The 17527-nt window shown below is 60.6% G+C and carries 19 protein-coding genes and 1 tRNA gene; all 20 read right to left on the bottom strand.

The window, feature by feature from the left end; all coding sequences use genetic code 11:
• Positions 1 to 102: 102 nt before the first annotated feature.
• A complete protein-coding gene (locus EOE18_RS04545; RefSeq protein WP_127706709.1) occupies positions 103 to 765 on the bottom strand; it encodes a tetratricopeptide repeat protein in 663 nt (220 codons plus the stop codon).
• Positions 762 to 1184, bottom strand: a complete 423-nt coding sequence (locus tag EOE18_RS04540; protein ID WP_425464287.1) for a cytochrome c-type biogenesis protein — start codon at positions 1182 to 1184, stop codon at positions 762 to 764. The genes EOE18_RS04545 and EOE18_RS04540 overlap by 4 nt, the downstream gene beginning before the upstream one ends.
• A complete protein-coding gene (locus EOE18_RS04535) occupies positions 1184 to 1732 on the bottom strand; it encodes a DsbE family thiol:disulfide interchange protein (protein ID WP_127706707.1) in 549 nt (182 codons plus the stop codon). Before EOE18_RS04535 ends, EOE18_RS04540 begins: the two co-directional genes overlap by 1 nt.
• Positions 1729 to 3702: a heme lyase CcmF/NrfE family subunit gene (locus tag EOE18_RS04530; protein WP_127706705.1), complete on the bottom strand. Its 1974-nt coding sequence runs from the start codon at positions 3700 to 3702 to the stop codon at positions 1729 to 1731. The genes EOE18_RS04535 and EOE18_RS04530 overlap by 4 nt, the downstream gene beginning before the upstream one ends.
• Before the next feature lie 9 nt (positions 3703 to 3711).
• Positions 3712 to 4182: a cytochrome c maturation protein CcmE gene (ccmE, locus tag EOE18_RS04525; protein WP_127706703.1), complete on the bottom strand. Its 471-nt coding sequence runs from the start codon at positions 4180 to 4182 to the stop codon at positions 3712 to 3714.
• Complete coding sequence (locus EOE18_RS18420) at positions 4179 to 4319, bottom strand: hypothetical protein (protein WP_164852663.1); 141 nt, start codon at positions 4317 to 4319, stop codon at positions 4179 to 4181. Before EOE18_RS18420 ends, ccmE begins: the two co-directional genes overlap by 4 nt.
• Before the next feature lie 3 nt (positions 4320 to 4322).
• Positions 4323 to 5078: a heme ABC transporter permease CcmC gene (ccmC, locus tag EOE18_RS04520; RefSeq protein WP_127706701.1), complete on the bottom strand. Its 756-nt coding sequence runs from the start codon at positions 5076 to 5078 to the stop codon at positions 4323 to 4325.
• A gap of 192 nt (positions 5079 to 5270) precedes the next feature.
• Positions 5271 to 5347, bottom strand: a tRNA-His gene (locus tag EOE18_RS04515).
• Between the two features lie 181 nt (positions 5348 to 5528).
• Positions 5529 to 5762 (bottom strand): 50S ribosomal protein L31, encoded by a 234-nt coding sequence (gene rpmE / locus EOE18_RS04510; RefSeq protein ID WP_127706699.1) that lies wholly within the window; start codon positions 5760 to 5762, stop codon positions 5529 to 5531.
• A 108-nt stretch (positions 5763 to 5870) separates the two neighbouring features.
• On the bottom strand, positions 5871 to 6347 hold the full coding sequence (gene fabZ, locus EOE18_RS04505) for a 3-hydroxyacyl-ACP dehydratase FabZ (protein ID WP_127706697.1): 477 nt from the start codon (positions 6345 to 6347) through the stop codon (positions 5871 to 5873).
• Positions 6348 to 6368: 21 nt separating this feature from the next.
• Positions 6369 to 7061: an OmpH family outer membrane protein gene (locus tag EOE18_RS04500; protein WP_127706695.1), complete on the bottom strand. Its 693-nt coding sequence runs from the start codon at positions 7059 to 7061 to the stop codon at positions 6369 to 6371.
• The gene (gene bamA, locus EOE18_RS04495; RefSeq protein WP_127706694.1) at positions 7061 to 9808 is read right to left on the bottom strand and encodes an outer membrane protein assembly factor BamA; all 2748 of its coding nucleotides are present in this window, start codon (positions 9806 to 9808) and stop codon (positions 7061 to 7063) included. The genes EOE18_RS04500 and bamA overlap by 1 nt, the downstream gene beginning before the upstream one ends.
• A 284-nt stretch (positions 9809 to 10092) precedes the next feature.
• Entirely contained in the window at positions 10093 to 11202 is a 1110-nt protein-coding gene (gene rseP / locus EOE18_RS04490) for an RIP metalloprotease RseP (RefSeq protein WP_246027291.1), read from the bottom strand.
• A gap of 5 nt (positions 11203 to 11207) precedes the next feature.
• Positions 11208 to 12362, bottom strand: a complete 1155-nt coding sequence (locus tag EOE18_RS04485) for a 1-deoxy-D-xylulose-5-phosphate reductoisomerase (RefSeq protein ID WP_127707377.1) — start codon at positions 12360 to 12362, stop codon at positions 11208 to 11210.
• A gap of 17 nt (positions 12363 to 12379) precedes the next feature.
• Positions 12380 to 13135, bottom strand: coding sequence for a phosphatidate cytidylyltransferase (locus EOE18_RS04480; RefSeq protein WP_127706692.1), 756 nt, complete (start codon positions 13133 to 13135; stop codon positions 12380 to 12382).
• Entirely contained in the window at positions 13125 to 13769 is a 645-nt protein-coding gene (gene uppS, locus EOE18_RS04475) for a polyprenyl diphosphate synthase (protein WP_127707379.1), read from the bottom strand. Before uppS ends, EOE18_RS04480 begins: the two co-directional genes overlap by 11 nt.
• Before the next feature lie 62 nt (positions 13770 to 13831).
• Entirely contained in the window at positions 13832 to 14395 is a 564-nt protein-coding gene (gene frr, locus EOE18_RS04470; protein WP_127706690.1) for a ribosome recycling factor, read from the bottom strand.
• An 18-nt stretch (positions 14396 to 14413) separates the two neighbouring features.
• Complete coding sequence (pyrH, locus tag EOE18_RS04465) at positions 14414 to 15121, bottom strand: UMP kinase (RefSeq protein ID WP_127706688.1); 708 nt, start codon at positions 15119 to 15121, stop codon at positions 14414 to 14416.
• Positions 15122 to 15370: 249 nt separating this feature from the next.
• A complete protein-coding gene (tsf, locus tag EOE18_RS04460) occupies positions 15371 to 16297 on the bottom strand; it encodes a translation elongation factor Ts (RefSeq protein WP_127706686.1) in 927 nt (308 codons plus the stop codon).
• A gap of 107 nt (positions 16298 to 16404) precedes the next feature.
• Positions 16405 to 17157, bottom strand: a complete 753-nt coding sequence (rpsB, locus tag EOE18_RS04455; RefSeq protein WP_127706684.1) for a 30S ribosomal protein S2 — start codon at positions 17155 to 17157, stop codon at positions 16405 to 16407.
• Between the last annotated feature and the right edge of the window lie 370 nt (positions 17158 to 17527).

Below are 17527 nucleotides of genomic sequence, written 5' to 3'. Positions count from 1 at the left end.
GGCGGCAAGGACCGGCGCTTAGCAGCGCCAAAGCTGCACCGCAACACAGCGTTTGGTTAACGTCAGCCGCCCTGTCCCGAACTGGGCATAGTGAAGCGCCCCTTACCGAGACACTTGCGCCACATCGCCCTGTTCCTGCGCCTTGATCATGGCCAGTAATTTGTCGAGCTTGACCATACGGTCCTCCAACTCGCCGCGCCAAGGAGCATCCGGCGGGGTTTGGGCCAAGGATTGCGCCCACAGGCCTTTGGTTTCATCAAACCGCCCCGCCTGCGCCATGGCCAGGCCAAGGAAAAAGGCCGGTGCGGGCGATTTGGGTTCGGCTGCGGCCGCCTTGCGAAAGGCATAAAGCGCGGCGGGCGACAGGTTACCCTGCGCATGGCCCACCAAAGCATTGCCCAAAGCCAGCCAGCCTTCGCCAAAATTCGGCTGCGCCTGCACTGCCCCGCGCAGGATCGTTACCGCATCGCCATATTGCCCCTGCCGCGCCAGAGCATCCCCGACCACCAGCCATTTGTTGGCGGTGGGATCGCTGCCCTCCATCTTTTGCCGCAATTGCACCATGGCATCGGCGCTTTGATGGGCGGGCACCGTCGCCACCTTGGGCGCGGAAGGCACATTGGGCGAACCTTGCAAGGCATAGCCCGCCATGCCCAGCATCAAGGCGGCGGCCAAAGCCTCCCACCCCGCCTGCTTACCGCGCAGCAGCCACAGCAAAACCGCCAGCACCGCCAAGGCCAGCCCGAGCATCACCACCCAGATCATGCCCCATCTCCCTTGCCGGTAAATCTTTTGCGCAACAGCAACGCGGCCAAGGCCAGCAGCACCAAGGGCGCGGCAAACAAGGGCCAAGTCAGCGAAGTTACGCGCGGTTCATAGCTGACATAATCGCCATAGCGCTGGATCAGCCATGCGCGAATCGCTTCAGGGTCTTCGCCCGCCGCGATGCGTTCACGCACCTGACTGCGCATATCGCCCGCGATGGAGGCATCCGAATCGGCAATCGACTGGCTCTGGCACACCAGACAGCGCAGGGTTTCCATCAAGGCCTTGGCCTTGGCCTCCTGCGCCGCGTCCGGCAATTGGCGATAGGCCCAAGGCGCAGGCGGCATCGAATCATCGGCGCGCAAGGCGGGGGCCAGCACCAGACCGGCCAAAGCCAAGGTGAGCGAAAGGCGACGAATCACTGGCCCGCCTCCTTCAACTTGTCGAGGATCATCGGGATCTGGTCGGGGCGGATGTCGCCAATATGCTGGTAACGGATGGTGCCCTGCGCATCGATCACGAAAGTTTCCGGCACGCCGCTGGACCCAATCGCCAATTGCACGCGCGAGACATCATCCACGCCGATCCGCGCATAGGGATTGCCATATTGGCCAAGGAAAGCAGCCAGATCCTCGCGGCGGTCACGGATGGCGATGCCGTCAATCTCCACCCCTGCGCGGCGCAATTCCTCCAGCACCGGCGCTTCGGCGCGGCAGGGGATGCACCAGCTGGCAAAGATGTTGAGCAGGCGCGGCTTGCCCCCTTTGAAATGGGCCGCATCCAAAGCGGGGCGCGAATCGCTGCCTGCGGGCAGGGAAAAGGCGGGCAAAGGCTTGCCGATCATCTGGCTGGCAATGTCGTTGTTCTTGGGCCGGACCAAGCCGCCCACCACCAACACCACAAATCCGGCAAACAGCGCCAAAGGCAGCCACAGGGTCCAGCGCGGGGCCTTGGGTTTCTCGCTCATGCGCCCTTCTCCAATTTGGCAATCGCTTCACGGCGGAAATCGCCCTTGGCCTGCGCGACACGGCGCTTCAAATCCTGCGCCACACGGCTGATCAGCGCCAGAAAGCCACCCAAGGCGATCATCAGCCCACCAACCCAGATCATCGGCACAAAGGGTTTCCACCACAGGCGAAGCTGCCAACGCGCCGCGCCATTATCCGCCACGGTTTCCTCGCCCAGCACGGTGTACAGCTGGCCATTCCAGCGGGTATAAAGCGCGGAATTGGCATTGGTCTGCAATGGCGCCCAGAAAGTGCGCGATTGGGGCTTCAACACCACCGGCTTGCCACCGGCATAGCTGGCCTGCAACAAGCCCTCCATCGCGGTCCAGTTCGGACCGGACACGGGACCGACATCGGTTAAGGTCACGCTCCAGGGGCCAACTGCCACCGTCTCACCCTGACGCGCGGCCACCAGACGTTCCAGCGAAAAGGCGCTGTCCGAGGCCATGCCGAACAGGGCCACGCCCATGCCCGCATGCGCCACCACCATGCCCCACAGGCTGAGCGGAGCGCGGCGTAGATTGCGGCCCTTCAACGGCAGGAAACTGGCCACGATCAAAGCCGGCGCCACGGCAAGGCCCAACAGCGGCAGCAAGGCATGCACGCCCAAGGCATAGGCCGACACGCCGCAGATCACTATGATCAGCACCGGCCCCACCACTTGCGCCTTCACGCGGCCCAGCCCGTCCCGCCGCCAGCGCAGCAATGGCCCCACCAGCAGCACCAGCACCATCGGCAAGGCAAACATCGCGCTGACCGGCGTGAAATAGGGCGGACCAACCGACACTTTCGCGCCAAAGGCCTCGGTCACCAGCGGATAAAGCGTGCCCAGCAGCGTGATCGCCAGAATGGAGGAAAGCATCACATTGTTGAACACCAAAGCGCCTTCACGGCTGGTGATGTTGAAACGCTCGCCTTCGGACACGGTGCCCGCACGCAGGGCAAACAGCAGCAGCGCCCCGCCGATATAGATCGCCAGCAGCGCCAGAATGAAACTGCCCCGCTTGGGATCCACGGCAAAGGCATGCACGCTGGTCAGAATGCCTGAACGCACGAGGAAAGTGCCGATCATCGACATGGAGAAAGCCACCACGCCCAGCATCACCGTCCATGTGCGCAAAGCATTGCGCGCCGCCAGCACGCTACACGAATGCAGCAAAGCGGTGGCCGCCAACCACGGCATCAGCGAAGCATTCTCCACCGGATCCCAGAACCACCAGCCGCCCCAGCCCAGCACGTAATAGGCCCAATAGCTGCCCGCAGTGATGCCGACGGTCAGGAAAATCCAAGCACCCAAAACCCATGGCCGCATGGCGCGGGCGAAGTCAGCCCCCACTTGACGGGTCACAAGCGCGCCAATCGCAAAGGAAAAGGCAATCGAAAGACCGACATAACCCAGATAAAGCGTGGGCGGATGGAAGGCCAAACCGGGGTCTTGCAACAGCGGGTTAAGCCCATTGCCATCCTCTGGCGCAGGATAGAGCCGCGCAAAGGGGTTGGAGGCCAGCAGCAGGAAGGCATAGAAGCCAAGGCTGACAAAGGCCTGCCCCGCCAAGGTCGCCAGCATCGTGCGTTCGGGCAAGCGACGCTCGACCAGCGCCACGAAAGCGCCGCCCAGCCCCATCACTGTCACCCACAACAGCATCGAGCCTTCGTGGTTACCCCAGGTGCCCGCGATCTTATACATCAAAGGCTTGGCCGAATGGCTGTTTTCCGCCACCAGCTTGACCGAGACATCGGTTTCCACAAACAGAGTGATCAGGCAGGCAAAGGCCAAAGCCGCCAACACGCCCTGCACTATTGCCACCGGCCGCACCAAGGGCGCCATCGCCTGCCCACTGGCGGTCAGCCCAGCAGCCCCCGCCAGCAGTTGCAAACCGGCCAAGGCCGCAGCCAGCCACAGCAATCCAAGCCCAATTTCAGGCAGCACAGCTCTTCCTCACTTGGTTTGCGCCACGGCCTTGCGGGCCTCGTCTGTGGTCATATTCTGCATTTCGCGCGGCACATATTTTTCATCATGCTTGGCCAACAGATTGTCGGCCACAAAGGTGCCATTGCTGCCCAGATGACCTTCGGCCACCACCCCGCTGCCTTCGACAAACAAGGCCGGGCGGATACCGGCAAAGCGCACCGGCACGCGAGCCTTGCCATCGGTGACAATGAATTCCACCGTCACACCATCGGCGGCGTTCTTCATGCTGTCCCGTTCCACCATGCCGCCAAGCCGCACCGCACGGTCGGCCTCGGGCGGATTGGCAAGAATATCAGCCGGAACATAGAAATAGCTCGCCTGATTGCGCAAGGCCCAGGTGGCCAGCAAACCGGCCCCCACCAGCGCCACCAGCGCAATCGCCACCAGCACCAGTCGCTGATGCTTGGCCTTGATCCCCGTTGCCTTGTTCATACTCATCCTTCGCGCGACCGGTCACGGCGCTGTTCGGCGCGGCGCATGGCCAGCCAACTCCACACCACCAGCGCCAGCGTGGCCCCGCCGCCTAAAGCATAGGCAGCGATGACGAATTGCCATTGATCAAAGCTCTCGGTCATTTCTTACCAACCTTCCGCATCGGAACTGGCGCGCATCGCCTTGCGGCGCAAACGGGCCTCGGCCTGTTCATCGGCCAAGATGGTACGCATCCGCGCCAAAACCACGCCGCCAAAGATCAGGGAATAGCCAAGAACCGCCACCAACAGCGGCCACAGGAAAGCCGCAGCCATGGCGGATTTGCCCATAGTGATGCTGGGAGGCTGATGCAGGCTGTTCCACCAAGTCACCGAATAATGGATCACCGGAATGTTCACCGCGCCCACAAGGCCGAACAGAGCGGTCATGCGCGACTGGCCCTGACCAGCACCCTGCCCTTGCCCACGCGCCGCCGCATCCAGCGCCATATAGCCGCAATAGAGGAAGAACAGCACCAGCATGCTGGTCAACCGCCCGTCCCACACCCACCACGTGCCCCATGCAGGGCGGCCCCAGATCGAGCCGGTGATCAGGCAGATGGCCGCAAACACCGCACCGGGCAAAGCCGCCGCGCGCGCCGCCATTCCGGCCAAGGGGTGACGCCACACGATTTCGCAGAAACTGGCAATGGCAATCGTGCTCCACCCGCCCATGCCCAACCATGCGGTGGGAACATGCAGATAGACGATCCGCACCGTATCCCCCTGCAAGGCGTCAGCAGGGCCGAAAAATACGCCCCAGCCCATCGACAGCGCGGCCAAAGCCACACCTAGCAGCAGACACAAAGGCGTGGCCCAGCGGGCGATACGCAAGAATCGGGCGGGATTGGCAAAACCGTGCATGGTGCAAACTGTCGCTCAGCAGACCTCTGGCCCGCATGCCGAGGATCGGCGGGGCATGGCGCTAGCTTTGGCAGGGCGACTTGCTGGCGGCAAGGGGCGACTTGGACCAATAGACCCGATTTTATGCGTAAATTTGTTGGCGCAGGCCGGAAAGCAAAAAGGCCCCCGAAACGGGAGCCTTATTTAAAGCAATGGGGCGACTGAAGGGGTTCGAACCCTCGACCTCCGGTACCACAAACCGGCGCTCTAACCAACTGAGCTACAGTCGCCACATGGGCTGTTTAACCACCGGGCCGTTAAAACCACCCTGGCGGGAGCGGCCCTTTGCACCATGTTTGCAGATTTGAAAAGAACTATTTTCAAATTTCTGCATTTTTTTTCTGCGAGCCGGAATTTGGCGGCAGAACGAGCCGGAGGTGACGGTGCGCCACCTCCGGACCGCAAAGAAGATTAGTTCTTCTTGAGCGACAGACCGCCAAAGCGCTTGTTGAACTGCGCCACGCGACCACCCTGATCGAGCAGACGACCGGTCGCGCCGGTCCATGCCGGGTGCGAGGTCGGGTCGATATCCAGAGCCATCGTGTCGCCTTCCTTGCCCCAGGTGGTGCGGGTCTGGAAGGTGGTGCCGTCGGTCATCTGAACGGTGATGAAGTGGTAGTCGGGATGGATGTTAGCCTTGGCCATGATCGTCACTTTCGTTTGAATAGCCGGTTCCGACCGGCCCGAATGGGAAGCGCAGGCCCATAACGACATGGGCCCGCACTGTCCAGTCTAATTGGGTCCCAGCAAAGTTTAAGCCGGTTGGTCGGCGATCATCGCGGTAAAGTTGACCTCGCAGGTCACCTTACCATCGATGGAAGCCTTGCCCCAGAACTTGCACACGCGGGCGCGCTTTTGCACAAAGCCGACCTTCAGGTCGAGCAATACGCCCGGCTCCACCGGAGCGCGGAATTTCGCGTCGTCAATCGACATGAAATAAACCAGCTTGCCCGAACCGGCCAGTTCCAGCGTTTCAACCGCCAGAATACCGGCCGCCTGCGCCAAAGCCTCGATCTGCAACACGCCGGGCATGATCGGGCGACCGGGGAAATGTCCCTGAAAGAAGCCCTCGTTGAAAGAGACAGCCTTTACGGCATGGATCTCTTCACCCAGCGTCAAGCCCACAACACGGTCCACCAGCAGCATCGGGTAACGATGCGGCAAGGCGGCCAAAATCTTGCGGATGTCATAATCGACCGGCGTCGGCGCCAGCGCCTGTTCCTCGCTCATACTCTTGCCCCCGTGCGCCGCTTAGCGACCGTCGGTGGTGGGAGCAGGCTGGCCCTGACCCTGCTGGGCCTGCTGTTCACGCACTTCGCGCGGCAGCCAGCCAGCGGGGGGCACAACGCCAACCGAAGGCAGCGAAGCGTTCAGCTCGTTCAGGATCTGCTGGTTGAGGTTATAGGCGTTGGTCGCAGCCAAAATCGCTTCGGGGTTGAGCAGCAGCGTCACGCCAGCCTTGCTCATCGCGGCCTGCACGGCGGTGGTGCGCTTGTCGGTGATCTGTTCCAGCACATAGGCGTTGGACAGGCGAACCGGCTCAAGGATCTTTTCGATCTCGGCCTTGCCCTGTTCCTGCATCTGCTGCAGCTGCTGCACCTGCGTTTGCAGAGCGGCCTGATTGGCGCCGGGGGCCGCACGGTCCTTCTGGAACTTTTCCACCAACGGACGCAGCTGGGCGTTCAGCGCGGTTTCCTTGGCCTTGGCGGCGTCGATCTGCGCCTTGTACTGCGCTTCGCTGTCCACCTGAGCCTTCTTGAAGGCCACCGAATTGTAGATCACCGCGTCAAGATTGGCGACAGCAATACCATTCACGCCAGCGGTGGCCGCCGCAGGAGCAGCAGCGGGAGCCGCAGCAGCAGGCTTGGCCGGAGCGGCCATGGCAGCCTGCGAAGCGCCAGCCAGCAGAGCGGCGGCGGCGAAAGTCTTGATCACGCTTTTCATCAGAACTGGGTTCCCACGTTAAACTGGAAGGTTTTTGTATCGTCGCCATCTTCATGCAGAAGGTTCTTGGCCACGTCGATACGGAACGGACCAAATGGCGAATTCCAATTGAAGCCTACACCGATGGAGATACGCGGACGCGGCGTGTCGCCATGATAGAACTCCTTGAACGCGCTGATATTGCTGCCCAAGGCAGTGTTTGCCGCACCCGTCGAGGTGTTGGTCGCACTGGTAGTGGTGGTGTAGCTGCCGTCTGCGTTGGTCTGGTAATACAGCTTGTTACCATTAGCGTCACGCGTCGGGACAAAGATCGAGCAGCCCACCGACCCGCAGATCTGCGTCGAATCCTGCAGCGTCGGCTTGGTAATGCCCCATACCGCGCCCGCATCAAGGAACAGCGAGGGACGGATGCCCATTTCCTTGGCACCCGAACCCAGCGGAATGGCCAATTCGGCACGGAACATATAATAATATTTGCCGCCGACAGCGTCCTGCGTCCACGAATTCTTGTCCGTGGTCAGCACGTAATTGCCGGTGCTATCCGTGGTATAGGGCTTACGCACCACGCGCGGGCCAACGCCGCGAATGTCAAAGCCGCGGATCTGGGGTTCACCCAGATAGAAACGATCGGTCAGATAGACGTCATCCACACCGGCAATGTTACGCGAGCTGAGCGCCTTGATCGCGCCGCCCTCACCCTTGAGCGAGACGATGAAGCCCTTGCCCAGATCGTAGAATTTCGACGCGTTCAAACGCAGACGCGCATAACGCACGTCCCCGCCCAGACCGGCAAAGTCCACACCGGCCGAAGCCGACTGGCCACGCGTGGGACGCATGCGATTGTCCAAATTGTCATAGATGATCGAGCCACCGATGATGGAGGAAATACGCTTGCCTTCCGCATCGCAAAGATAGCGGCCCGCCAGCAACGGGTTACACGTATAAGCACCCGTGCTGTCCTGCGTGTAGAACTGGCTCTTCGACAGCGCCACCTTGTCCAGATTGAGCGTATAACGGCCCACGACCGACACATATTCCGTTACCGGAACGCCCACGCGCACCTGAAAACCGGTGGTGGAGTTCTTGTACAGCGAGGAGGAGTTGGTGCTGTAATAATTGTAGTTATTGGTATCGCGCCGATAAAGGTCCACGCCCAGCGAGACGTTCTTGTCGAACACATAGGGTTCGGTGAAAGACAGCATCACGCTCTTGGAATAGCGCGAGACCGAACCCGAAACACCGATCGACTGGCCACGGCCACGGAAGTTGTTTTGGCGCACCGAAGCCTGAAAGATGAAGCTTTCAAGGCTGGAGTAACCGGCCGAGAGCTGCAATTCACCCGTGGGCTTTTCTTCCACATTGGCTTCCAGCACGATGCGGTCACGCGCGGAACCATTGACCTGCTTGACCTCGAACTTTTCCTGAAAATAGCCGAGGCTCTTGATGCGGTTGGTCGAACGCTTCACCTGCACCGAGTTGAAAGCATCGCCTTCAGCCAGACGGAATTCGCGGCGCACCACCTTGTCCTGCGTCAGCGTGTTGCCGTTCACGTCGATCCGTTCGACATAAACGCGCGGCGCTTCCTGAAGGTTGAACGTCACGCCCATCGACAGATTCTTGGTGTCGCGGATATAGTCCGGACGCGTATCGGCGAAGGCATAGCCAAACACGCCGACCGTTTCGTTCATCTTGTCGATCGTGTCTTCGACCTGCTTGGCATTATACCACTGACCCTTTTTCATGGGCAGTTGGTTGGCCAGAATTTTACCGTCGAAATCGCGCAACTGGCTTTCGACCTTCACATCGCCAAACTTGTAGCGCTGCCCTTCTTCGACCACATAGGTGATGATGAAGTCGCGCTTGTTGGGCGTCAATTCGGCCACAGCCGACACCACACGGAAATCGGCATAGCCCTGCGTCAGATAGAACTGGCGCAGCTTCTGCTGGTCAAAGGCCAGCTTGTCAGGGTCATACGAGGTGTTGCCGCGGAAGATGTGCAAAGGCCGCGCAGTCTTGGTCATCATCGCAGCCTGAATTTCCTTCATGCTGAAATGATCGGCGCCGATCACGTTGATCTGGCGCACCTTCGACTTGGGGCCTTCGTTGATTTCAAACACGATATCAACGCGGTTCTGGTCAAGGCGCACCATCTTGGGCTCTACCGTGGCGGCAAAGCGGCCCTGACGCTTGTAAAGCTCGATGATGCGGGCAACGTCGGCGCGCACCTTGGAACGGGTGAAGATCTGGCGCGGGGCCAGCTTGATCTCGGGGTTGATCTTGTCTTCCTTGAGGTGCTTGTTGCCCTCAAGCACGATGCGGTTGATCACCGGATTTTCCTTCACGGTGATCACCACGCGCCCATTGTCATTGCGCACCTGAACATCGGTGAACAATTCGGTGGCGTAAAGATCCTTCAGCGCCTGGTCAGCGGCGGTTTCCGTGTAGGGCTGGCCTGCGCGCAATTGCACATAGGACAGCACGGTATCGGGTTCCAGACGCTGCGCACCTTCGACGCTGAGCGTGACGATGGGCTGGGCCGGTGCAGCGGCGACCGGCGCGGCCACAGGTGCGACAGGCTTGGCCGCTTCGGGCGCAGGCTTGGCTGCGGCCACCGGCGGCTTGGCCTCGGCCAAGGGCTTGCGCGTAATCGCGGCATCGGCGCCATTTGGCATACCGGCCAGAATTGAACCACCCAGCAAGGCCATGCCCAACTGCCTGAAACCGCCAGCCTTGGCACCTTGAGCCATATTCCGATCCATCTTCGACACGGTATTTCCCATCCTTGACGAGCGCCGGTTTCCCGACACCCATAGCGCCCCCGCTTGTCAGGCCGCCAGAGGCAGCCCAGATACGGCCCCCGTGCTCGACATGATCCGCCTGCGCCCCCTTCACGCAGCCACAGGCGAAACCGGCAATCATCCCCGGCGACATAAGCTGCCCCTCTGCCCGATGCCGCCTTGGCAATCAAGGCATCATGCAAGCAGGATACAGCTTATCCGCTCCCTTTCAGGCCTAACCCTTGCAGGAAGCCTTACGATCCGAACAGATTGGCCGGCACCAGATCATTGATGGTGACAAACACCATCAAGGCCAGCACGAAGGCCAGTCCGGTGCGCAAGGCCCATTCCTGACTGCGAGCACCCAAAGGCTTCCGGCGCACACCTTCGGCCAGATAAAAGGCAAGGTGTCCACCATCCAGACCCGGAATTGGCAGCAGGTTGATGAATGCCAAATTAATTGAGATGAAAGCCGAGAAATAGACAAATTCCTGCCATCCCAAGGCCAGCCTCTCACCCGAGAATTTGGCGATTTTGACCGGCCCGCCCAACTCGCGCACGCTGCGCTGGCCGGTGAAAATCTGGCGCAGGCCAGACACCATCGTACCCATCACGCCATAGGTCTGCTCCACCGCATAGGTCAGCGAGCGCCCCACGCCCAGACGTTCGCGCTTCAACCCCTGCCCCGCGATGCCCAGCATGCCGATGCGCGATTCATTGCCGAATTCGTCGGTCACCGTCTTGCTGGCGATTTTGACCGGATAGGAATGGCGCAAACCATCCCGCTCCACCACAATCGTCACCATCTCGTCAGGATAGGGCGCGATCTGGTCACGCACCTGTTCGAATCCGGTAATTTCCTTGTCACCAATGGCGACGATCCGGTCACCCTCGCGCACACCGGCATCTTTGGCCACCGATTGCGTGGCGAAACCGGCCACCACTGGCGGCGCATAAATCCGGCCATAGGCCAGATTGAAAGCGGCAAAAATCGCCACCGCCACCAGCAGATTGGTGCCCGGCCCTGCAAACACGATCAGGAAGCGCTGCCACAGCGGCTTGAAATGGAACCAGCCCTCGCGCTCTTTCAAATCGAGCGGGATCTTGTCCACGCCCACCGAAGCGGGGTTCATGTCGCCTGCAAATTGCACATAGCCGCCCAAGGGCAGCATGGACAGCTTCCAGCGCGTACCGCGACTGTCGGTCCAGCCCGCCAGTTCGCGGCCGAAGCCGATGGAGAAAGCCACTGCCTTTACCCCGCACCAGCGACCCACCAGATAATGACCCAGTTCATGCAGCGTCACCAAGGGGCCGAGCAAAAGCCCGAAGGCCAGCACCGTCATCAGGATCGAAGGATGCTCCATCACTCTCAGGCCACCTCAGGCAAAATCTGCGCGCGCTTGCGGGCTTCCAAATCCACCGCCAACACATCGCCAAGGCTGCTCGCGGGCGGCGGGGCATAGGAGGACAACACCTCCTCCACCAGCGCGGAAATGCGGGTAAAGCCGATGCGACCGGCCAGAAATGCGGCCACAGCCACTTCATTGGCGGCGTTCAACACAGCGGGAATGCAGCCCCCTGCCCTTGCCGCTTCGCGCGCCAGTCTGGTGGCGGGAAAGAGCGTCTCGTCCGGTGCGCGGAAGGTCAGTTGGCCAATGGCGGCCAGATCCAGTTGCGCGGCCAGCGGCGTTTCCATCCGCTCCGGCCATGCAAGGCAGGAGGCAATCGGCACGCGCATATCGCTGGGGCCAAGCTGGGCCAGCGTGGAGCCATCACGATATTCCACCATGGAATGAATGATCGACTGAGGGTGGACAATAATCCGCAACCTATCCAGCCCGACAGGGAACAAATGATAGGCCTCGATAAATTCCAGCCCCTTGTTCATCATCGAGGCCGAATCGACGCTGATCTTGGCGCCCATGCTCCAATTGGGATGCTTGATCGCCTGAGCGGGCGTGGCCGCCTGCAATTGCTCAAGGCTCCAGTCACGGAAAGGCCCGCCACTGGCCGTCAGCGTGATCCAGCGGACATGGTCGACCTTGTTGCCCGACAGGCATTGGAAAATGGCGTTATGCTCTGAATCCACCGGCAGCAAAGTGGTGCCATGCTTGGCCACCGCCGCCATCATCACTTCGCCCGCAGAAACCAGCGCTTCCTTATTGGCCAAGGCCACCGTGCGGCCCTGCTCGATCGCGGCCATGGTGGGCGCCAAACCGGCGCAACCGACAATCGCGGCCATGGTCAGGTCCACAGGACGAGCGGCGGCCTCCACCAGCGCCTGCGGGCCGGCGGCGGCCTCGATGCCGGTGCCCACCAAAGCCTCGCGCAGGGCGGGCAGCGCAGCCTCATCGGCGCAGACGGCAATCTCGGCATCAAATTCGCGCGCCAGGGCGGCCAGACTTTGCGCATTGCCATGGGCCGTCAGCGCCACAACGCGCCATTCCCCGCGGTTGCGGCGGATCAGATCCAGCGTGGAGGCGCCAATCGAGCCGGTAGCGCCCAATATCGATATGGATCGCACGGAGATGGATCGCACGTCTAAAACCTTCCCAATGCGCCAAGCAGGCCCATAACGAACAGCACCGCGAGCAAGCCGTCAACCCTGTCGAACAGGCCGCCATGGCCGGGGATCAGATTGCCGGAGTCCTTTACGCCCGCGCGACGTTTCATCCAGCTTTCGAAAAAATCGCCGGTTTGGGCGATGATGGCGATGAGCAGGCCAAAGGGCACAAGAAAAAGACTATCCCAGCTCAGGCGACTTTCGGCAAAGCATGCTGCCCAATTAGCAATCGCGCCGTCAGGCCCATCGTAGCATAGTGGCCCCCGAGCCAGCATGCCAAGCGCTGCCCCTAAAGCACCACCTCCAAGACCGGACCATGTTTTACTAGGGCTTATGCTAGGCGCAATTTTTGGCCCTCCAAAAGCTCTTCCGGCAAAATAGGCCCCTACATCTACACCAACCACTATAAGCAATAAAAAGATGGTATTTAACGCGTCGGAAGCAGTGTTGCCGCGAAAATCGACCAAAGTTTCACCAGCAACGCCCACGTAGAAAACGCCAGCTACCAGCCAAACTAACCGTTTCTGCCAACTCGCCGCAATCTTGCGCGAAAGCTTGTTCCACTCCCACAAGACACCAGTGGCGACCAGCAGCACGAATACGGTCCATGCCAAACCACCCGCCCACAACGCCCCGCCCGACACCGCCACCATCACAATGGCCGAGAGCGTGCGCGCCCTCAGGTCGGAATTTTTCTTGGGAGCGGCAGCCTGCCCTTCGGCTTCAGCGGCCACCGAAACGGCGCTCCCGCTGGCCAAAGGCGTTCAGCGCTTCCATCAAATGGCTGGGCTTGAAATCGGGCCACAACACATCGGTGAACCACATTTCGGCATAGGCGGCCTGCCACAACAGGAAGTTCGACAAGCGCACCTCGCCGCTGGTGCGGATCAACAGGTCGAGCTGCGGCATATCGGCCGTGTCCAGCTCGGCATCAATCGCCTCGACCGTAACCTCGCCCTTGGCTGCCGCTGCGGCCGCTGCACGGGCGATTTCCTGCTGACTGCCATAATTGAGCGCAATGGCCAGCGTCATCACCTTGTTACCTGCAGTGCGCGCCATGGCGCCTTCCAGCAGATCAACAAGTTCAGGCGACAAAGCCTTGTAATCGCCAATAATCTTCAGACGGATCCCATTGGCGTGGATCTCGTCCATCTCGCTCATGATGAAGCGTTTAAGCAGCCCCATCAGATCGGAGACTTCCTCCGCCGGACGCCGCCAATTCTCCGAAGAGAAAGCGTAAAGCGTCAGCGCCTCCAGCCCGAATTCACGCGCGCCGCGCAACAGGCGGCGCACAGCCTCTGCCCCGCGTTGATGACCCATGGCGCGGGGCATGAAACGCTGCTTGGCCCAGCGGCCATTGCCATCCATGATGATGGCCACATGGCGAACGCCATGCGCGCCACCACCACCGGCCGGAACCGCCGCGACGCTCACTTGCCCAGGATTTCCTTTTCCTTGGCCGCCGCCAGTTCGTCCAGCGCCTTCACGCTTTCATCGGTCAGCTTTTGCACTTCGGTTTCAAAGCGCTTGCGCTCGTCTTCCGAAATCAGCTTCTTGCCTTCATCCGACTTCAGCGCTTCCATCCCGTCGCGGCGCACATTGCGCACAGCGATACGGGCGCTTTCAGCATATTTGCTGGCCAGCTTGGCCAGTTCCTTGCGGCGCTCCTCGGTCAGATCGGGAATCGGCAGACGCAGAGTATTGCCGTCATTGATCGGGTTCAGACCCAGACCCGCCGAACGGATCGCCTTTTCCACCGGACCCACGCTCGACTTGTCCCACACCTGCACGGACAGCATGCGCGGTTCGGGCACAGACACCGTAGCCACCTGGTTCAAGGGCATATGGCTGCCATAGATTTCCACCGTGATCGGATCGAGCAGCGCGGCATTGGCGCGGCCAGTGCGCAGACCGGCAAGATCGCTTTTCAGCGATTCCACCGCGCCCTTCATGCGGCGTTCCAGATCGGCCTTGTCATACTTGGGGCTTGCCATAAAATTTCCTTCTAACTCTTATTTTACGACCGTCTGCACCGCTTCGCCCGTCATGACCTTGGCCAGATTGCCACGTTCACGGATGGAGAAGACGACGATCGGAATCTTGTTATCGCGACACAGAGCGACAGCGCTGGCGTCCATCACCTTCAGATTGTCGGCCAGCACGGTGTCATAATCAATAGTCTCATAACGAATCGCTGCAGGATCCTTCTTGGGATCGGCGTTATACACACCATCCACGCTGGTTCCCTTCAACAATGCGTCGCACTTCATCTCTGCCGCGCGCAAGGCAGCGCCGGAATCGGTGGTAAAATAGGGGGCGCCCACGCCAGCGGCGAAAATAACGATTCGCCCCTTTTCCAGATGGCGTTCGGCGCGGCGGCGGATCACCGGCTCGCAAACCTTGTCCATCTCGATGGCCGACTGCACGCGGGTGGGCACGCCCAGCTGCTCCAGCGCGTTCTGCATCGCCAGCGCGTTCATCACCGTGGCCAGCATGCCCATATAGTCAGCCTGCGCGCGGTCCATCCCCTTGGCGGCGCCCGCCATGCCGCGGAAAATATTGCCGCCGCCGATCACAAGGCAAACCTCGACCCCGCTATCGCGCACCGCCTTCACCTCGGCGGCCATCTCGGCCACAAATTCCGGATCGATCCCAAAGGGTTGAGAACCCATCAAAACTTCGCCCGAAAGCTTGAGCAAGATGCGTTTGAATTTCGGCAAGGTTTCAACCCCTTTCCTATGTGCTGCAGATGCGTGGGCCTAACGGCCAAATCTTGCCGCCCTTATAACCTTGCCAAGCTTCATGCCAAGGGCAGCGGCGCAAAAATGGTCAACACTCCCGCGATAAGAACAAAAATTCTTTATTATCGGCCCCTTACATCAGGGAATACACCCAAAACAAAGGGCCCGCCATCGCTGGCGAGCCCATGTTCCACCCCTGCCGAAACAGAAGCGATTTTGTTTCAAACCTTACTTCAGACCAGCGGCAGCAGCCACTTCGGCGGCGAAGTCGGTTTCGGCCTTTTCGATGCCTTCACCCAGCTGGAAGCGGACATAGTCCACCAGCTTGATCGAGGCGCCAACTTCCTTGGCCTTGGCAGCAACCACCTGTTCAACAGGGGTCTTGTTGTCCATCACGAACAGCTGCGACAGCAGGGCGTTTTCCTTGGCATACTTGGCCACGGCGCCGTCCACCATCTTGGCCTGCACTTCGGCGGGCTTGCCCGATTCAGCGGCCTTTTCTTCGGCAATCTTGCGCTCGCGGGCGATCAGGTCAGCGTCCAGACCTTCAGCGGACAGGGCCAGCGGGAAAGCGGCGGCAATGTGCATGCCGATCTGCTTGCCCAGAGCTTCCAGAACGTCGGCAGCAGCATCGCCTTCCAGAGCAACCAGCACGCCGATCTTGCCCAGGTTGGGAGCGGCAGCGTTGTGCATGTAGGGAACAACCAGACCCTGCGACACGGCAACCTGCTTGATGCGGCGCACCTGCTGGTTTTCGCCAATGGTCGCCACGTTGTTGGTCAGCTTTTCGCCAACCGTGCCGCCGTCGGGATAGGCAGCAGCCTTGAGCTCTTCCACGTCCGAGGTGCCATTGCCCAGAGCCACTTCGGTGGCCTTGCGCACGAAGTCCTGGAACTGGTCGTTCTTGGCAACGAAGTCGGTTTCCGAGTTCACTTCGACGGCCACGCCCTTGGTGCCGGCAACAGCGATACCCACCAGACCTTCAGCGGCGGTGCGGCTCGACTTCTTGGCGGCAGCAGCCAGACCCTTGGCGCGCAGAGCATCGACAGCAGCTTCGAAATCACCACCGGTTTCATCCAGTGCCTTCTTGCAGTCCATCATGCCAGCGCCGGTGCGCTCACGCAGGTTCTTCACGTCGGCGGCAGTGTAAGCCATGTCCGAAATCCTTTAGAGACGGTTTGATGCAGTTGCGCCGGGCCCCATGGACCCGGCGCGCTTAAGTTTTATGACAGCACCCGATGACAGGTGCGCGTCAAAAGGGCTTAGCCCGCGACTTCTTCGGCCACCGGTTCGGCCATGGCGCCCAGGTCCACGCCCGAGTCCACAACAGCGTTGCGGTTGCCCTTGGTGGCAGCAGCGGCCACGGCGTCAACATACAGACGGATGGCGCGCGAGGCGTCGTCGTTGGCGGGGATCGGGAAAGCGATGCCTTCGGGCGAAACGTTCGAGTCGAGGATGGCAACGACGGGGATACCCAGCACGTTGGCTTCCTTGATCGCCAGTTCTTCCTTGTTGGCGTCGATCACGAACATCACGTCGGGAATGCCGCCCATGTCGCGGATGCCGCCCAGCGAGAGTTCCAGCTTGTCGCGTTCACGCGTCAGCTGCAGAACTTCCTTCTTGGTCAGACCAGCGGTGTCGCCCGACAGCTTTTCTTCCAGCGTCTTCATACGCTTGATCGACTGGCTGATGGTCTTCCAGTTGGTGAGCATGCCGCCCAGCCAACGGTGGTTCACAAAGTGCTGACCCGAAGCGCGAGCAGCATCAGCCACAGGCTCCTGAGCCTGACGCTTCGTGCCCACGAACAGCACCTTGCCGCCAGCCTGAACGGTGGCCGAAATGAAGTCCAGAGCGCGAGCCATCAGGGGAACGGTCTGCGACAGGTCGAGGATGTGGATGCCGTTGCGCGCGCCGAAGATATAGGGCTTCATGCGCGGGTTCCAACGGTGGGTCTGGTGGCCGAAGTGGGCACCGGCTTCGATCAGCTGCTGAAGAGTGACGACGGGAGCCGCCATAATAGAATTCCTTCCGGTTGTTCCTCTGGGACGCAGGAACCGTGCGGACCATTCCGCTGCGGCACCGGTAAAAGCGCGTCCCATGTGGGCTACACCCGTTCAAAAGACCCGACGAAATGCCGAATCCCTGACGGGAGCCGCGCCCTTAGCGGGATGGCGGACAAAAGGCCAGAGGGAATTTATTTTCCGCCTTTGTTTGTTGAGTTGCGCTGAGAATTGACCCGGGAGGGGCGTAAATTTTCACTGAGAATTGATGGAGTGGATGCCCCCTCCCGACGGCATCGAATGTGCCATTGTGACGTTTTCACAACGTCACAACAGAGGAGAAGGCATCCATGGACGAAGTTAGCATTATCGGTCTGGATTTGGC

Source organism: Novosphingobium umbonatum (assembly GCF_004005905.1).
Taxonomy (GTDB): domain Bacteria; phylum Pseudomonadota; class Alphaproteobacteria; order Sphingomonadales; family Sphingomonadaceae; genus Novosphingobium; species Novosphingobium umbonatum.
Note: the sequence above shows the minus strand (reverse complement) of the source record. Positions and strands in the feature narration are given on the sequence as shown.